This is a genomic window from Pseudarthrobacter sp. H2 (assembly GCF_050157045.1).
Lineage (GTDB): Bacteria > Actinomycetota > Actinomycetes > Actinomycetales > Micrococcaceae > Arthrobacter.
Genome location: NZ_CP189594.1, coordinates 2,375,229 through 2,392,099, shown reverse-complemented (window position 1 = coordinate 2,392,099; position 16,871 = coordinate 2,375,229). Strand labels below are relative to the sequence as shown.

11 protein-coding genes are annotated in these 16,871 nt (G+C 69.9%); 5 read left to right on the top strand and 6 right to left on the bottom strand.

The window, feature by feature from the left end:
- Positions 1-30 precede the first annotated feature (30 nt).
- Entirely contained in the window at positions 31-1,782 is a 1,752-nt protein-coding gene (locus ACQCSZ_RS11320) for a protein kinase domain-containing protein (protein ID WP_427008070.1), read from the top strand.
- Between the two features lie 28 nt (positions 1,783-1,810).
- Here ACQCSZ_RS11320 and ACQCSZ_RS11315 read toward each other — a convergent pair whose 3' ends face one another.
- The gene (locus tag ACQCSZ_RS11315) at positions 1,811-2,707 is read right to left on the bottom strand and encodes a TIGR01777 family oxidoreductase (RefSeq protein ID WP_427008069.1); all 897 of its coding nucleotides are present in this window, start codon (positions 2,705-2,707) and stop codon (positions 1,811-1,813) included.
- 74 nt (positions 2,708-2,781) lie between these two features.
- On the opposite strand from ACQCSZ_RS11315, the gene ACQCSZ_RS11310 reads away from it, so the two are divergent.
- Positions 2,782-6,384 (top strand): S41 family peptidase, encoded by a 3,603-nt coding sequence (locus tag ACQCSZ_RS11310; protein ID WP_427008068.1) that lies wholly within the window; start codon positions 2,782-2,784, stop codon positions 6,382-6,384.
- Positions 6,385-6,509: 125 nt separating this feature from the next.
- Here the strand turns inward: ACQCSZ_RS11310 and ACQCSZ_RS11305 are convergent, their stop codons facing one another.
- The 5 genes from ACQCSZ_RS11305 to ACQCSZ_RS11285 all read right to left on the bottom strand — a co-directional run bounded on the left by ACQCSZ_RS11305 (position 6,510) and on the right by ACQCSZ_RS11285 (position 12,639).
- Positions 6,510-6,941: an OsmC family protein gene (locus ACQCSZ_RS11305; RefSeq protein ID WP_427008067.1), complete on the bottom strand. Its 432-nt coding sequence runs from the start codon at positions 6,939-6,941 to the stop codon at positions 6,510-6,512.
- Between the two features lie 203 nt (positions 6,942-7,144).
- Complete coding sequence (locus ACQCSZ_RS11300) at positions 7,145-7,495, bottom strand: hypothetical protein (RefSeq protein ID WP_427008066.1); 351 nt, start codon at positions 7,493-7,495, stop codon at positions 7,145-7,147.
- Between the two features lie 112 nt (positions 7,496-7,607).
- Positions 7,608-9,365, bottom strand: a complete 1,758-nt coding sequence (gene sucB / locus ACQCSZ_RS11295) for a 2-oxoglutarate dehydrogenase, E2 component, dihydrolipoamide succinyltransferase (RefSeq protein WP_427008065.1) — start codon at positions 9,363-9,365, stop codon at positions 7,608-7,610.
- Between the two features lie 115 nt (positions 9,366-9,480).
- A complete protein-coding gene (gene lpdA / locus ACQCSZ_RS11290; protein ID WP_427008064.1) occupies positions 9,481-10,863 on the bottom strand; it encodes a dihydrolipoyl dehydrogenase in 1,383 nt (460 codons plus the stop codon).
- 249 nt (positions 10,864-11,112) lie between these two features.
- The gene (locus ACQCSZ_RS11285) at positions 11,113-12,639 is read right to left on the bottom strand and encodes a leucyl aminopeptidase (protein ID WP_427008063.1); all 1,527 of its coding nucleotides are present in this window, start codon (positions 12,637-12,639) and stop codon (positions 11,113-11,115) included.
- 328 nt (positions 12,640-12,967) lie between these two features.
- On the opposite strand from ACQCSZ_RS11285, the gene ACQCSZ_RS11280 reads away from it, so the two are divergent.
- The 3 genes from ACQCSZ_RS11280 (at position 12,968) to ACQCSZ_RS11270 (ending at position 16,810) form a co-directional block, all read left to right on the top strand.
- A complete protein-coding gene (locus ACQCSZ_RS11280) occupies positions 12,968-13,906 on the top strand; it encodes a proteasome assembly chaperone family protein (RefSeq protein ID WP_427008062.1) in 939 nt (312 codons plus the stop codon).
- Positions 13,907-13,940: 34 nt separating this feature from the next.
- Positions 13,941-15,302 carry an MFS transporter gene (locus tag ACQCSZ_RS11275; protein WP_427008061.1) on the top strand — a complete coding sequence of 454 codons (1,362 nt, stop codon included), beginning with the start codon at positions 13,941-13,943 and terminating at the stop codon, positions 15,300-15,302.
- A gap of 80 nt (positions 15,303-15,382) precedes the next feature.
- On the top strand, positions 15,383-16,810 hold the full coding sequence (locus ACQCSZ_RS11270) for a DUF4192 family protein (protein WP_427008060.1): 1,428 nt from the start codon (positions 15,383-15,385) through the stop codon (positions 16,808-16,810).
- Positions 16,811-16,871 lie beyond the last annotated feature (61 nt).

Genomic DNA, 16,871 nt, shown 5'->3' with positions numbered 1-16,871 from the left:
GGATTCCGCAGGATCGACTATTCCTTGGACATGGAAAATTCCGAGCCGACAGCCGCTGTGGCGCCCGAGATTCCGGGCTACGACGTCGGGCGCCGCCTGGGGCAGGGCGGCAGCGCCACGGTCTGGCTGGCGACCGCGCAATCAAGCGGCCGGGACTTCGCCGTGAAGTGCTTCGCGCCCGGCGCGGACCCTGCGCCGGGCGAGCTGGACAGGGAGGAGGGAATGCGGCGTGAAATCCGGATCCTGTCCGCCCTGGACCACGACCACCTGGTCAAGGCCCACGCGGTGGTCCGCCTGCACGGCGGCGGTGAGGGGGGACTCGGCCTGGTGCTGGATTATGCGCCCGGGGGATCGCTGGCGGACCTGATGGCAGGCAGGGGCAGCCTGGGCGCAGGGGAGACGGTGACAGTGCTGACGCCCGTCGCCCAGGCACTGGCCTACCTTCATGGCCACGGGTTCACCCACGGCGACGTGTCGCCGGGGAACGTGCTGTTCACCGCGCACGGCAAACCCCTGCTGGCCGACCTTGGCGTGGCGAGAATGGTGGCCGACCCGGGCGGGACGGCCGACGCCGGAACCGAAGGCTTCCGGGACCCTGCTCCCGTGGACGCTGTCCGCGCCGGGTTGGCGCCGGAGCGCGATGTCTACTCGCTGGCGGCCCTGGGCTGGTACTGCCTCACCGGCCGGCCTCCCGGGCCCGGTGCGTACCGGCCGCCGCTGACCCTTCTCGTGCCGGGAGTGCCCGGCGCGCTGGTCGCCGCCCTGGAAGCCGGATTGAATGAGGACCGCCGGCAGCGGCCTGGGGCTGCGGAACTGGCCGCCGCGATCTACCGCAGCGCCCCGGCGGCTCCCGTGGACCTCTCGGTTTCCGTCCACCCCACGGTCATCCCGCAACTGCTGACCAGCCTCGCCCTGCCCCGCAGCCCCCGGCAGCGCAGGGCCGAGGCGCTCCGCGGCTGGCTGCACCCGTTCACAGCCCGGCGCGCGGTCCCCGGCCGGACGCCGGCACCCGGTGACTCCGCAGCGCGCCGCGCCGGTGCGCGTCCGGCTGCGCGCCACTCCGGCGGGAGCGCCGGCGGCTCAGCCCGGCGGGTTCCTGCCCGGCGGGTTGCCGCCCGTGGTCGGGGTCTCCGGACGGTCTGGGTGGGCCTGTGCCTGCTGCTGGCTGCCGGCGGGGTCCTGGCGGCGGCCTGGCTGTTCGCCGGAGACCGCCTCCCGTCGTTGCTTCCGGCCTTCGGCCCGGCCGCGCCGGCTGGGGGCAGTACCGCGGCGGGGCCGACGGCGGACGGTGCTGTGGCGGGGCCACCGGCCGGGCCGCCGTCGGACGTGGCGCCGGCACCGGAGGCGGCCGCGGTGGGTCCTGAGCTGCGCGCCCTGCTTGATTCCCCGGACCCCGAAGAAGCGGTCCGCGGTCTTGCCCGGCTCCGCGCCCTGGCGTTAAGCTCCGGGGACTTCGGGCTCCTCGAGCAGGTCAATGTCCCGGCGTCGTCCGCGGCGATGGTGGATGGAGGGATCAGCACCAGGCTTTCGGAGTCCGGCCACGTCCTGGCTGGCTTCTCCACAGCGCTGACGCGGGTGGAGGCCTACCCGGAGAGCAACCCGGCGCGGGCCGTCGTGGCCATCAGCGCGGCGTCCTCTGCCTACCAGGAACGGGACGCCGCCGGGGCGGTGGTGGCTGAAGCTGCCGCCGGCGGTGAACAGCGGATGCTGCTGGTCCTGGTGCCCGTCGACGGCGCCTGGCGGATCCAGGAAATTCTTCCCGACGACTCCCCGACGAATTAACGAAAATGCCCGCTGACCGGAGTGCGGTTCAGGAGTCCCGGCCGGCCACCCACGCTGCCGCCTGCGCAAGGGACGGGTGCTGCCATTCAAAGCCGGCTTCGCCCAGTGCCGACGGTTCCATCCGCTGGCTCGCGAGCAGCAGTTCCCCGGCGAGCTTGCCCATCACCAGGCGCAGGACCGGGGCGGGGACGCGCAGCAGCGCCGGCCGGTGCAGGGCCCCTGCCAGCTGGGCGATCAGGGAGTTCACGTCCGCGCTTTCCGGTGCGCAGAGGTTGACCGGTCCGGACAGCGGGGCCGAGAGCAGGAAACTGAAGGCCGACGACACATCCGGGAGGGTGATCCAGGGCCAGTACTGCCGGCCGTTGCCGAGCGGCCCTCCGATGCCAAGCCGGAGCAACGGCAGGAGCTTCCCCAGGGCGCCACCGGTGCGGCTCAGCACCACCGCCGTCCGCGGTGTCACCACGCGGACGCCGGCGGGCGCCTCATGGGCAGCGGCTTCCCACTCCAGGCAGAGCCGCGCCATGATGCCGGCGCCGTTCGGCGCATTCTCGCGAAGGACGGCAGCACCGCGGTCCCCGTAGTAATTGGCGCCCGACTGGCTGATGAAGGTCCGGGGTGGCGCTTCCAGCCGCTTCATCGCCGCCGCCAGGGTGCGCGTGGGTCCCAGCCTCGAGCGGAACAGCTCATCGATCCGGCCGCGCGTCCACGGCCTGTCGCCGATCCCCGCCCCCGAGAGGTTGATGACGGCACCGGCCCCCTCCAGGCAGCCGGGATCGAGCTGCCCCCCGGTAGGGTCCCACCGGAACTCCGAGGGATCTGCCGGCGGCCGCCTGACCAGCCTGATGACGTCATGGCCCTCCGAACGCAAACGGGCCGCCATATCGGTTCCAATGAGGCCTGAGGCGCCGGCCATGATGATTCGCATGATCCATCTCACCATGCCCGGCACGGCCGGGAAACCTCCCGGGCGGCCAGGGCGGCGTTGACTATGATCGACTGATGACCTCTTCGAGTTACTTCCGTTTCCCGCACCTGCACGGCGATCTGGTCACCTTCGTGGCCGAGGACGACGTCTGGATTGCGCCCCTGGCCGGAGGCCGGGCCTGGCGCGTCTCCTCGCTGCAACTGCCCGCCCGCAACCCCCGCTTCAGCCCGGACGGACAGCGCCTCGTATGGACAGTGGTGCAGGGGACGGCGCCCGAAGTCGTCACCGCGGACGTCGACGGCGGCGGGTACCGCCAGCTGAGCTACTTCGGCCACAGCTCCACCCGGGTCAAAGGCTTCACCCCCGGCGGTGATGTCCTGGTGACGAGCGCGTTCCGCCAGCCGGACAGCCGCCACACCCGCGCCTACAGCCTGCCTGTCACCGGCGGCTGGGCGGAGGAACTCCCGTTCGGCCCGGTGGAGTCCGTGGCCTACGGCCCCGTTGTCGGCGACGAACGCCCCGTGGTGCTCGGCAGCGTGCTCTCGCGCGAGCCCGCCTGGTGGAAGCGCTACCGCGGCGGCGCCGCCGGCAAGCTGTGGATCGACGCCGACGGCAACGGCGAATTCGAGCGGCTCGCCCCCGAACTTGACGGCAACCTCACAGATCCCATGTGGGTCAACGGCCGGATCGCCTTCCTCTCCGATCACGAGGGCTACGGCAACCTCTACTCCGTGCTGCCCAACGGCACCGACCTCCGGCGCCACACGGACCACGAGGACTTCTATGTCCGGCACGCGTCCACCGACGGAGCGCGCGTCGTGTTCGAATCGGCCGGGGAACTCTGGGTCCTGCCGGACCTCGGCTCTGAGGCCGTCAAACTCGAGATCACGCTCGGCTCCGCATCCCAGGCCCGCCGCGCCGCGCCGCTCAAACCATCCCGGCACCTGGGCGACGTCATCCCGGACCGGGCCGGCGGCGCCAGCGCCGTCGAAGCCCACGGCACGCTGCACTGGCTGCGGCACAAGGACGGCCCGTCCCGCGTCCTTGAAGCCACGCCCGGGGTCCGCGCCCGGCTGCCACGCCCCTTCGGCGAAGGCCGGATCGCCTACGTCGCCGACCATGAGGGCGTCGAAGCCCTCTACCTCAAGGCCATTGCCGCTCCGCCCGCGGGCGGCCAGCAGCCCGGCGGGCACAGTGCAGCGCCGGCATCACCGGCAGCATCCGGGCAGCGGCGGCAGGAATCCGACGCCGAAGCGTCCCTGCCCCGGCCGGTGTCGGCCGCTGCCCTGACCGGCGCCGCCGCGCCCTTAACGGTCTCCGCCGAAGTTGCGGGCCCGGACCACGACGACGCCGCCAGCCAGGGCAGCGATATCAACACCCCGGCAGCCGCCGCAGCCTCCGCGCAGGAGATCCAGGAGTCCCTGCAGCCCACCCGGATCGACTTCCCGAAGCCGACGCGGGCCAGTTCCATCGAGGCGAGCCCGGACGGCCACTGGCTCGCCGTCGGGACCTCCTTCGGCGACATCTACCTCGCCGACACCCGCGCCGGCACCCTGTCGTTGCTGAGCAGCATCGGCGAGGGCACCATCGAGGGCTTCAGCTGGTCCCCCGATTCGGCCTGGCTGGGCTGGTCCGAGCCGGTCACCTCCTTCGGCTCCCGCAGCCGGCTGCGGATCACGAAGGTCGACGACGGCGAAGCGGCCCCTACCGGCAAGGACAGCGCCGACGCAGGCGGTGCCAGGAACGACGGCCGGAAGCGCATCATCATCGATGTCACAGACGGCCGGTTCCGGGACGAATCGCCCGCGTTCACTCCGGACGGCAAATACCTCGCGTTCCTGTCCAACCGCAGCTTCGATCCGGTTTACGACGGCCACTCCTTCGACCTGTCCTTCCCGAGCCCGATCAAGCCCTACCTCGTCGCCCTCGCTGCCGAGACGCCGTCACCGTTCGGCCCGACGGTCGCGCTGCCGGAAGACGCCTGCGACGCCAGCTCAGGCACTGGCACAGGCGCCGACGCCGGCACCAGCTCTGCCGCGGACCCTGTTCCCGCCGTCCGGGTCGATGCGGAGGGCCTGGCCCACCGCGTCATCAGCATCCCCGTCCGGCAGGGTAATTACTCCTCGCTCGCCGCCACGTCCGGCGCGTTGTTCTGGCTCGACAGCGAACTCGCCGGCGTGACCGGTGAAGGCCGCGCCAGCCTGGACGAGCAGAACGCCGCGCCCAGCCTGGTCCGTTTCGACATCGCCAAGCGCCGCACGAGCACGATCGTGGAGGCGCTGGAGCGCTACCGTCTCTCCGGCGACGGCGGGACGGTAGCGTTCGTCCAGGACAAGCAGATCCGCGTCGCGCCAGCCGGCGCCAAAGCGGACGAGGAGTCAGGCCAGCTCGTCACGGTGGACCTGAACCGCATCCGGGTCCAGCTGGACCCCCTGAGCGTGTGGGGCCAGGCATTCGACGAGGCCTGGCGGTTGCAGCGCGACTTTTTCTGGACCGAGGACATGGCCGGCCAGGACTGGGACTCGGTCCACGCCCGCTACCGGCCGATCGTGGACCGGCTCGGTTCGCACGACGACCTCGTGGACCTGCTCTGGGAACTGCACGGAGAGCTCGGCACCTCCCACGCCTACGTCCGCCCCGCAGCCGTCACCGAAAACGGCAGCCACGGCCAGGGCCGCCTCGGCGCGGACCTTGCCTTCACCGGCGGGGGCTGGGAAATCACCCGGATCCTGGCGGGGGAGTCCTCGGACCCGCTCGCCACCTCCCCGCTGACCCGCCCGGGCGCGGATGCAAAGCCCGGAGACGTGCTGCTGGCGATCGACGGCGTGGATCTGACGGAATCCCGCACCCCGGCCGTGCAGCTGGTCGGCGCGGCCGGACGCGCCGTCGAACTCACGCTGCGCAACGGCCCGGCGCACGGTGCACAGGCCGGGAAGCAGCGCCGCGTCGCCGTCGTCCCGGTCCGGGACGAGGAGCGGCTGCGGTACCAGGAATGGGTGGCGGGCAACCGCCGGACCGTGCGGGAAGCCTCGCAGGGCACCTTCGGCTACCTCCATATCCCCGACATGATGGCCAACGGCTGGGCACAGCTGCACCGCGACCTCGACACCGAAACGGCCCTGGACGGGCTGATCGTCGACGTCCGCCGCAACCGGGGAGGCCACACCTCCCAGCTCGTCGCGGAACTCATCGGTCGCAAGGTCGCCGGCTGGAGCATGCCGCGCGGGGAGAAACCCCGGACCTACCCGCACTCCGCGCCCCGCGGCCCGGTCATCATCCTCACCGACGAGTTTGCCGGGTCCGACGGCGACATCATCACGCAGGTCTCCAAGCTCCGCGGGATCGGCCCTGTCATCGGCACGCGGACCTGGGGCGGCGTCGTCGGCATCGACAACCGCTTTGCCCTCGCCGACGGCACCGGCGTCACGCAGCCCCGCTACGCGACCTGGTTCGCCGGCGGCGTGGGCTGGGGCGTCGAGAACTTCGGCGTCGTTCCCGACATCGAGGTGGCATTCCCGCCGCACGCCTATGCCGCCGGCACGGACCCGCAGCTCGAATACGGGATCGGCGCGCTGAAGGAAATGATCCAGGAACTGCCCACGGACCGGCCGCCGCTGCGGGAGGGCTACCGCCGGCTCCGGCCGGCCCCGCTGCCGGCCCGCCAGCAAGGCAACTAGGCCCGGAGGGCCCCGCGCAGGCGGCTTAAACAGGGACGGCCCCCGTTCCCCCGAAAAGGGGGGAACAGGGGCCGTCGACGTTCGCGGTGCCCTGCCGATCCTGGGCTCAGGCCGCGCGGGACGTACTAGGAGGCCGCGAGCGTGGCATCCAGCGTGATGTCGATGCTGGCCAGCGCTCCCGAGACGGGGCACCCGACCTTGGCTTCGCCTGCAATCCGCTGGAAATCCTCCTCCGAGATGCCGGGGACCTTTGCGCTCACGGTGAGGTGGCTGCCGGTGATGCCGGTGCCGGGCACGAAGGTGACGTCAGCCTTGGTGTTGACCTCGTCAGGAGCGTGCCCCGCCTCCGCGAGAGCGAGGCTGAAGGCCATCGAGAAGCAGGCCGAGTGTGCCGCGGCGATGAGTTCCTCGGGGCTGGTCTTGCCCCCGGAGGCCTCGGTCCGTGCCTTCCAGGTGACATCGAAGTTGCCCAGCCCGGAGCTGTCCAGCGTGGTGTTGCCGGCGCCGGTCATCAGGTCGCCGTTCCATACAGTGTGTGCGGTGCGTGTTGCTGCCATGTCCACTCCTCAGATTAGTTTCAGACCAGGATCCGGCTTCCGCCCGATCCCTCCGGAACCATCCTATGGACAAGGCCGACTCCGTCCACAACTATCCGCTGTCAGTGAATTGAGGGCGGCGGCGGTCGAGCAACAGTGCCGCACGAAGCACGACGGCGACCCACCCGCGCGGGGTGCGTCGCCGTCGTCGGAAATCGGCCGGCTTAATTCCAGAGGGTGGCGACGGCGATGTTGATCAGGGCCATCCCGCCGACGGCGTGCGCCAAGCCCGTGGAGACGTCGGCTCCGGAAGCAGCCTTCCGGTACCCGATGACAGCGGGCACCAGGACAACGATGGCGATCAGCAGTTTGACGCCGATCTTGTAGTAGTTCAGCGGATCATGGGCGGCGCCGGCGATCCCGACTAGCGCCAGACCGGTGACAACCTGCGCAATCGCGCCGTACAACTGCACCGGCAGGACAGTGGGCTTCTTGAAGGTCGCGAACCAGCCACCGACGATCGCGGCTGCGCCCAGGATGTGCAGGAAGATCAGAATGTATTTGAGAATGTCCATGGTTTCAGCTTACCGACAAACTGTCAGTAAACGACGAAGGGCACCCTCCCTTTCGGGAAGGTGCCCGCACCGCCGTCGCCGCCGGTGATCTTAAGCCTGGAGCTCCTAAGGCCTAGAGACCCAGGTCGGCTTCGAACGCGCCCTCTTCGAGGCGTGCCCGCAGCGTCAGCAGGAAGCGTCCCGCGTCGGCGCCGTCAACCAGCCGGTGATCGTACGTCAGGGAGAGGTACATCATCGAGCGGATGGCCAGCGAGTCATCGCCGTTCTCGTCGGTGACCACGACAGGCCGCTTGACGATCGCGCCGGTGCCCAGGATGGCCACGTTCGGCTGGTTGATGACCGGGGTGTCGAAGAGCGCTCCCACACTGCCGATGTTGGTGATGGAGAACGTGCCGCCCGACAGCTCGTCCGGGCCGATCTTGCCCTGGCGGGTGCGCGAGGCGACATCGGCGATCTTGGCAGCCAGGCCGGCCAGGTTCAGGTCGCCGGCGTTGGAGATGACGGGAACCAGGAGACCCTTTTCCGTGTCCACCGCAATCGCCAGGTGCTCGGCGTTGTGGTAGGTGATCTCCTGGGCTTCCTCGTTGTACTCGGCGTTCAGCTTCGGGTGCTGCTTCAGGGCCTCGGCCACGGCCTTGGCGATGAACGGCAGGAAGGTCAGCTTGACGCCGTTGGTGGCGAGGAAGCCATCCTTGGCGGCGGTGCGCAGCTTGGCGATGCGCGTCATGTCGACCTCATGCACCTGGGTCAGCTGGGCGGAAAGGTCCAGCGACTCACGCATGCGCCGGGCGATGACCTGGCGGATGCGCGGGGCCTTCTGCACGGTGCCGCGCAGCGAGGACACTGCAGTTGAAGCTGACGCGGCTGCCGGGGCTGCGGCCCGCGTGGCCGGTGCTGCGGCGGCGGGAGCCGGCGCGGCCTTGGCCTCGGCGGCGGCCAGCACGTCCTGCTTGCGGATACGGCCGCCGACGCCGGTGCCGGTCAGGGAGGCGATGTCGACGCCCTGCTGGTTGGCCAGTTTGCGGACCAGCGGGGTGACGTAGCCGGACTCTGCCGGGGAAACGGCAGCCTGCGGGGCCGCGGGTGCGGCTGCGGGGGCGGCCGGAGCCGCCTGCCGCACCGGAGCTGCGGGGGCTGCCTGCTTCGGAGCCTCAACAGGTGCCGGTGCCTGAGCGGGTGCTGCCGGGGCTGCCTGCTTCGGAGCCTCGGCGGGTGCTGCCGGGGCTGCTGCGGGGGCGGCAGCACCGGAACCGATGACCGCGAGGACGGCGCCGACCTCGGCGGTTTCATCCTCGTTGACGCGGATTTCCTGCAGGGTACCGGCGAACGGGGAAGGGATCTCGGTGTCGACCTTGTCGGTGGAAACCTCGAGCAGCGGCTCGTCGACCTCGACGGTGTCACCGACGCTCTTAAGCCAGCGCGTGACGGTGCCTTCGGTGACGCTTTCGCCCAGGGCGGGAAGCGTGACCTCGTGTCCTTCGCCGGCCGGGGCGGCCTGTGCCGCAGCCGGGGCAGCGGGTGCCTCAGCGGCCGGCGCCTGTTCGGCGGAGGCCTCGGCAGCGGGTGCCCCGGCGGCCGGCGCCTGCGGGGCCTCGGCTGCGGGTGCCTCGGCGGCCGGGGCGGCGGAGCCTGCACCGGAGCCGATGCGGACCAGCGGGGCGCCGACTTCAGCGGTCTCGTCTTCGGCGACGAGGATTTCCTCGATCACGCCGGCGATCGGAGAGGGGATCTCGGTGTCTACTTTGTCGGTGGAAACCTCGAGCAGCGGCTCGTCCACCTCTACCCGGTCACCTACCTGCTTGAGCCAGCGGGTGACGGTTCCTTCGGTGACACTCTCACCGAGGGCGGGCAAGTTAACGGATTCAGACATATCGTCCCCGTTCTCCTTATTGATCTGTAGTGCGGATGATTGCTGCCTTGGTCGAGCTTAGTGCACCCGGCATTTCGGGCCGGGTGCACTAAGCCCTGTTGTCTTGCGGAACTGCTTAGCCGTGGAGGGGCTTGCCGGCCAGCGCCAGGTGGGCCTCGCCCAGGGATTCGTTCTGGGTCGGGTGGGCGTGGACCAGCGCGGCCACGTCTTCCGGGTAGGCTTCCCAGTTCACGATCAGCTGGGCTTCACCGATCTGCTCACCCATGCGGGCGCCGATCATGTGCACGCCGACCACGGGGCCGTCCTTCTGGCGGACCAGCTTGACGAGGCCGCTGGTGCCCAGGATGGAGCTCTTGCCGTTGCCGGCCAGGTTGTATTCCTGGGTTTCGACCTGGTCGTCGCCGAACTTGGCCTTGGCGGCCTTTTCGGTGTAGCCGACCGTGGCGATTTCAGGCTCGGAGTAGGTGACCTTGGGGATGTTGACGTCTTCGACGATGACGGGCTTGAGGCCCGCGATCTCTTCGGCGACGAAGATGCCCTGCTGGTAGCCGCGGTGCGCCAGCTGGACGCCGGGGACGATGTCGCCGAGGGCGTAGATGTTGCCGACGCCGGTGTGCAGGCGCTCGTTGGTGATGACGAAGCCGCGGTCGATCGTGACCCCGGCCTCTTCGTAGCCGAGGTTTGCCGTCACGGGGCCGCGGCCGACGGCGACGAGCAGGAGGTCCGCCTCGAAGGTCTTGCCGTCCACGAGGGTGACCTTGACGCCGTCGTCGTTCTGCTCGACGCCCTGGAAGAAGACGCCGGTGGAGAACTTGATGCCGCGCTTCTTGAAGGCGCGCTCAAAGGCCTTGACGATCGTCGCGTCCTCGTTCGGGACCAGCGAGGGGAGGCCTTCGACGATGGTGACGTCGACGCCGAAGGACTTCCAGACCGAAGCGAACTCGACGCCGATCACGCCGCCGCCCAGGATGATCGCGCTCTTGGGGATGTAATCCATGGTCAGCGCTTCGTCGGAAGTGATGACCTTGCCGCCGATTTCGAGGCCCGGCAGCGTGCGGGAGTAGGAGCCGGTCGCGAGGACGATGTTCTTGCCCTTGTACGCGGTGCCGTTCACCACGATGGTGTCGGTGCCCTGGAGCTTGCCCTCACCTTCGATGACGGTGATGCCCTTGCTCTTGATGAGGCCCTGGAGGCCCTTGAACTTGCCGGCGACGATGCCGTCCTTGTAGGCGTTGACAGCGGTGATGTCGATGCTGTCGAGGGTCACATTGACGCCGTACTTCGCCGAGTCGCGGGCGTGGTCCGCCAGCTCCGCCGAGTGCAGCAGCGCCTTGGTGGGGATACAGCCGTTGTGCAGGCAGGTGCCCCCGAGCTTCGCCTTTTCGATGAGGCCGACGGTAAGGCCAAGCTGGACAGCACGCAGCGCGGTGGCGTAGCCGCCGCTGCCGCCGCCGAGTACCAGGATGTCGAATTCTTGCGCAGTTGCCTGATCGGCCACTAAAACGCTCCCTCGCGTGAACGATGACGCGAGAGTACGCATCATCTGGTCTTGGAGCTTACCTGCCGGACTCTGCCGGCGGCCTTGCTCCCTTTCATTTATGACAAATTTTGGGACTTCGCGGTCCACGTTAGCGAACCACTAATACATGCTCCACCTTGCCATGGCGTTTGGGGAGCGCTTGTGTCCAGTGTCACGCAGCTTTGTGGCCAGGGCATCAGCGCCCCGGCCACAAGGCGTACGGGACGCTTAGCTGGCCCTGGCCACGACGTCCTCGACATACGCGACCAGCGTGCGCACGGTGCAGCCCGTTCCCTGCTTGTGGGTGTACCCGTAGGGGCTGCCGCTGTTGAACGACGGGCCGGCAATGTCGATGTGGGCCCACGGGATCGGCTCGCCGTCCTTGCCCTTGCCCACGAATTCGCGCAGGAACACGGCGGCGGTCATCATGCCGCCGTGGCGTTCGCCGATGTTGGCGATGTCTGCCACCTGGGAGTCCAGGCTGGCCCGCAGCTCGTCCGGCAGCGGCATCGGCCAGACCAGTTCGCCGGCACGGTCCGCGGCGGCCTTGATCGGGCCGGTGACGGCGTCGGAGCCCATGACGCCGGCGGTGCGGTCGCCGAGGGCGATCAGCTGCGCGCCGGTCAGGGTCGCGACGTCGATGATCGCGTCCGGGTATTCCTGGCTCGCGGCGGCGATGCCGTCCGCCATGACCAGGCGGCCCTCGGCGTCGGTGTTCAGGACTTCCACCGTCTTGCCGCCGAACATGGTCAGGACGTCGGCGGGACGCTGCGCGGCGCCGGAGGGCATGTTCTCGGCGATGCACAGCCACGCGGTCGCCTTGACCGGCAGGCCGAGGCCTGCGACGGCCAGCACCGTGTTGAGGACGACGGCGGCGCCCGCCATGTCGCTCTTCATGTCACCCATGCCCAGGGCCGGCTTGATGGAGATGCCGCCGGTGTCGAAGGTGATGCCCTTGCCCACGAGCGCGATCTTGGCCGTGGCCTTGGCCGGCGCGTATTCGACTTTCACGAGGCGCGGCTGGCGGGTGGAGCCCTTGCCGACGCCGAGGATACCGCCGAAGCCCTCCTTCTCGAGGCGCTTCTCGTCCCAGACCGTCACCTTGACGGGCAGGCCCTTGGACAGCTCCCTGGCCGCCTCGGCAAAGGACTCGGGGTAGAGGTGGCTCGGCGGCTGGTTGACCAGCGTGCGGGTCGCGTTCACGGCCGTGCCGATCAGGGACGCCCGGTGCAGGACCGGCGTCAGTGCCTTGTCCGCCGCGAGGTCGGTCAGGATGGCGACGTTCTTCACCGGATCCTTGAGCCCGTCCTTGGAGGAGCGGTACTCGGTGAAGGAGTAGGCGCCCATCGCGGCGCCCTCGGCGACGGCCGCGACCTCGGGCAGGGTCGCCGTCGGAAGTGCCAGGGTGACGGTGGTGACGCCGGCCAGCTGGCGGACTGCGGAGCCGGCGGCCCGGCGCAGCGCCTCCCCGGACAGCGGCTGTCCCGCGGCGATCCTGCCGACGCCGGCGAGGACCAGGACCGTGGCCCCGGTTTCGGGCAGGCCCGGCAGCCGGTGGGCCTGGTCGGCTGCGCCGGTGATGCCAAGAACGCCCAGCGATTCCGACAATGCCTCGGCGGCCTTGGCCGTCAGCGGGTTCGCCAGCAACACGGGACCGTCCACGCCCTGTCCCACCCCGATCACGAGGGCGTCACCGGGGGACTTCTTCAGATCCCCGGCGATGGCACTCAGTTTCACTTCAGTATTCTTGACCACGAGGACAGTCCTCAATTCTCTCTGATGGGTCGGCAGGAGCTGCATGTTCGGCGCCCTGCCATGGAACGCGGGCCGCTGTCGGTTTGAGACGCAACCCGGTGTCGTCAAGCCGTCATAAGGCCAGCTCCGATCGTAGTCTCTCCGCCGCGCCCGAATTCAATCCAATGAGAGCTGGAGCACATCCCGGGTCAGGAATTACCCCGCACTTCGGGGTGTTGTAGAAAGTATCGGGAACCGCGATGGCCGGCAACACCTTGCCCGGCCCGACGTGCCCCCCGCCGGGTCCGCCCGCCCCACCCCACCGCCGCTACTGCGAAAGGAACATGCCGTGATTGAACGGATTTCCGGCTCATTGCTGGACCCCGAATCGCTTTATCTGCGTGATGATGAGCTGTTCCACAGCCCGGAGCTGCACGGACTGAACCTCATCATGGGATTCACCGGGTTCGCCGACGCCGGCCATGTCGTCCGGCAGATCACCGCAGAAATGCTGGACACCCTCGATTCCGAGATGATTGCCGAATTCGACGCCGACCAGCTCATCGACTACCGGACGCGGCGTCCGCAGGTGAGCTTCGTCGAGGACCACCTGCAGGACTACCAGGCGCCGGGCCTCGCGCTCTACCGGCTCATCGACGGGCTCGGCAGCCCGTTCCTGCTGCTCGCCGGATTCGAGCCTGACCTGCAGTGGGAGCGGTTCGCCCGCGCCGTCGTCGGGATTGTCGAGGAACTCGACGTCAATCTCGTCACCTGGATCCATTCCATCCCCATGCCGGTTCCGCACACCCGGCCGGTGGGGGTGACCGTCCACGGCAACCGGCCGGAGCTGATCGAGGGGATCTCGGCCTGGAAGCCCACCGTTGAGGTGCCCGCCGCCGTCGGCCACCTCCTGGAGCTGCGGCTGACGGGAGCCGGGCGCAATGTTGCCGGCTATGTGATCCATGTCCCGCACTACCTCGCCGAGGCCGAGTACCCCACGGCCGCCGTGGCCGGGCTGGAATATCTCGGTGCGGCCACCTCGCTCATGCTCCCCACCGACCGTCTCCGGGAGGCCGGCCGGGAAGTGGGCCGCCAGATCGCCGAGCAGATCGAGGCCTCCGAGGAAGTCCAGCAGGTCGTGTCGCGGCTGGAGGCCAGGTATGACGAGAAGGCCGAAGGCACCGTCCGGCGTTCCCTGCTGGCCGACGAGAACGATGAGCTGCCCAACGCGGATGCCCTCGGTGCGGCCGTGGAGGCATATCTTGCGAGCAAGGAGCCCCGCGAATAAGTATTATTTATAGTCGGCGGGGCATAATGGGGGAGTGACTTCACCCCGCGCCTGGCTGATCTGGATCATCGGTATCTTCGCGTACCTCGTCGCGGTCAGCCAGCGCACCTCCTTCGGTGTCGTGGGCCTGGAAGCCACCGAACGCTTCCATGCCAGCGCGGCCGAAATCTCCTTCTTCACGGTGCTGCAGCTGCTGGTCTATGCGGGGCTGCAGGTACCGGTGGGGGTGCTGGTGGACCGCTTCGGCTCCCGCGCCATGATTGCCGGCGGCGCCGTGCTGATGGGGCTCGGCCAGCTCCAGCTGGCCTTCGCCGAAAACATCCCGGGAGGCGTCCTGGGCCGGGTGCTGGTGGGAGCCGGCGACGCCATGACCTTCATCGCCGTGATCCGGCTCATTCCGCTCTGGTTCGCCCCGGCCCGCGTGCCGCTGCTGACCCAGCTGACGGGCATGTCGGGCCAGCTGGGACAGCTCTTCAGCGTGGTGCCGTTCGCGATGATCCTGCACTCGGCCGGCTGGACCCCCGCCTTCCTGACACTGGCAGCGATGTCCGGCGTCGCCGTCGTGCTGGTGCTGGTCCTGCTGCAGGACCTGCCGCCGGGACATCCGGCCCCCGAGCCGTCGCCCGGGCTGCGCGCCACCGGCGCCCTGCTGTCCCATGCCTGGCGGCAGCCCGGAACGCAACTGGGGCTGTGGAGCCATTTCACCGTCCAGTTCAGCGGCACGGTCTTCGCGATGACGTGGGGCTATCCCTTCCTGATTTCCGCGCAGGGGCTCGATACCGGCACCGTCTCGGCCCTGATGACGCTCTACGTCGCCGCGGCCATTGCTGCCGGGCCGCTGATGGGCACCTTTGTCGCCCGGCACCCCCTGCGCCGGTCCACCATGGTGCTGCTGATCTCCGCCGCCACCGCAGCGGCCTGGGCCGCGGTGCTGCTCATGCCCGGCAGGTCCCCGCTGTGGTTGCTGGCCGGGCTTGTGGTGGTGCTGGCCATTGGCGGCCCCGGCTCCATGATCGGCTTTGACTTCGCAAGGACCTTCAACCCCGCCCACCGGATCGGGACGGCCACGGGGATCGTGAACGTGGGCGGCTTCATCGCCGCGCTCGTGGCGATCTTCATGATCGGCTTCGTGCTCGACATCCTGCACTCCACGGGCTTCTCGGAAGGCGGGCTCTATGCCCTGGAGCCGTTCCGGATCGCGCTGAGCGTGCATTTCGTGCTGCTGGGGATCGGCGCCGGTGCCATCGTCGGCAGCCGCCGGAAAGTGCGCCGGCAGATGGCGGCGCGGGGCGTGGTGGTGCCGCCATTGCTGGCGACGCTCGCACGGAAACGCCGGCTCAGCGCGGAGCGGCGCAGCGCCGAGCGGCGGCGCCCGGAGCGGCGGCGCACGCCGTGACGCGGTTGTCCACATAGCGGTTGTCCACATAGCGCAAGGCGCGTCTGCCGCGCGGGCACGGCGGCGGCGAAGCTGGTCCCATGACAGCTCCCGAACAACTGAAAATCACCGGACCCGAGGACATCCTCGGCTACATCCCGCACTCCCTGGGCTACTGGCCCCGGAACAGCCTCGTGGCCATGACGATGCAGGGCAAGCAGCTCGGCGCCACCCTGCGGGTTGATCTGCCCGGCTCCGGCGGCCTAACCGGCGTGCCCGGCCCCCCGGGCGGAATCGCCCGCCTCGCCGGTTTCGCCCGCACGGTGGCGACCTACCTGGAAGCCGACGACAAGGCGGACGGCACCCTGCTGGCCTTTTTCACGGACACGGACACGGACGCCGGCACGGGCACGGACGCCGGCACGGGCACGGACGCCGGCACGGGCGCGGACGCCGGCACTGACGCGGACACGGACACGGACGCCGGCACGGGCACGGACGCCGGCACGGGCACGGACGCCGGCGGCGGAGGTCGGGGCGCCGGGGCCTGTGCGGATCTGCTCGCGGAGCTTGAGCTTGCCCTCTCGGACGCCGGAATGCCGGTGCGGGATGCGTGGTTGATCGGGGCACAGTTCTGGCGGAACGCCTACTGTACCGATCCCTCGTGCTGCGCGCCGCCCGGGCGCCCGGTCGAGGAGATCCGGAACAGCCGGCTCAACGCCGAGATGGTCTTCCGGGGCAGCAGCGTCGGCGCGGCTCCCGGCACGCTCCGGGCCGGATGCTCCCCGCAACGCGCGGACCGGGCGGCGCTCGAGGCCGAGCAGGGCTGGGCACAGGAATTCTCCGGCCGCAGGAAGGACCGGACGCAGTTCCGACAGGTGCTGGAGGTCTGGGCGCGGGTCCTGGGCGGCCTTCCGGGCCGGGAGCGCTCCGTGGAGCTGGACCCGGCGCTCGCCTCGTACCTGCGCGCCACCCTGGCCGTCCAGGCCTGGCGGGACGCCGTCCTGGTGATGGCGGCGGCCGGACCGGCGGCCGCCGAACGCGGCGCTGAGGAATTCGGCCTGTTCGACGGCGTCGCCGGACCGCCCGCCGCTGCGCCGCGGCCGGCCGCGCCGTTGCCGCCGCTGGCGGGATTCCCTTCCGCGGCGCCTTCCCCGGCGCCTTCCGGGGGTGCGGCCGGTGCCGGTTGTGAACTGCGCGGGGTTCCGGGCTACGGCGAGGTGTTGCTCGGCCTTGCGCCGTCGGTTCCGGATTGGGCGCTGATGGGAAGGCTGGAACGGATCCTCGTGCTCCTGGACGGGGACGGCGGCGATGAATCCAGGGCCGCCGGCCTCGCGGCGCGGGGCTGGATCGAATGGTGCCGGGGCAAAGGCTCCTTCGCCGCCGCCTTGTTCCAGCAGGCGGCAGACGTGCGCCCGGGGTACCGGCTGGCCGAACTGCTCGCGGAACTTGCCCGGCGGGGGACCATCTGCGGCTGGGCGGCCAGGCGGGATGCCGCGTGGCAGAAGTTCGGGCCGGACGCGGCCTGACCCTGTGCCGGAAAAACGCGGAGCATTGGTCCGGGGACGGCACCGCTGAGGAAAACCGTGA

Bases quoted from the DNA above. Each gene is read 5' to 3' on its own strand.
- ACQCSZ_RS11320 (WP_427008070.1), top strand. From the start codon at position 31: ATGGAAAATTCCGAGCCGACAGCCGCTGTGGCGCCCGAGATTCCGGGC.
- ACQCSZ_RS11315 (WP_427008069.1), bottom strand. From the start codon at position 2,707: ATGCGAATCATCATGGCCGGCGCCTCAGGCCTCATTGGAACCGATATG.
- ACQCSZ_RS11310 (WP_427008068.1), top strand. From the start codon at position 2,782: ATGACCTCTTCGAGTTACTTCCGTTTCCCGCACCTGCACGGCGATCTG.
- ACQCSZ_RS11305 (WP_427008067.1), bottom strand. From the start codon at position 6,941: ATGGCAGCAACACGCACCGCACACACTGTATGGAACGGCGACCTGATG.
- ACQCSZ_RS11300 (WP_427008066.1), bottom strand. From the start codon at position 7,495: ATGGACATTCTCAAATACATTCTGATCTTCCTGCACATCCTGGGCGCA.
- sucB (WP_427008065.1), bottom strand. From the start codon at position 9,365: ATGTCTGAATCCGTTAACTTGCCCGCCCTCGGTGAGAGTGTCACCGAA.
- ACQCSZ_RS11270 (WP_427008060.1), top strand. From the start codon at position 15,383: ATGACAGCTCCCGAACAACTGAAAATCACCGGACCCGAGGACATCCTC.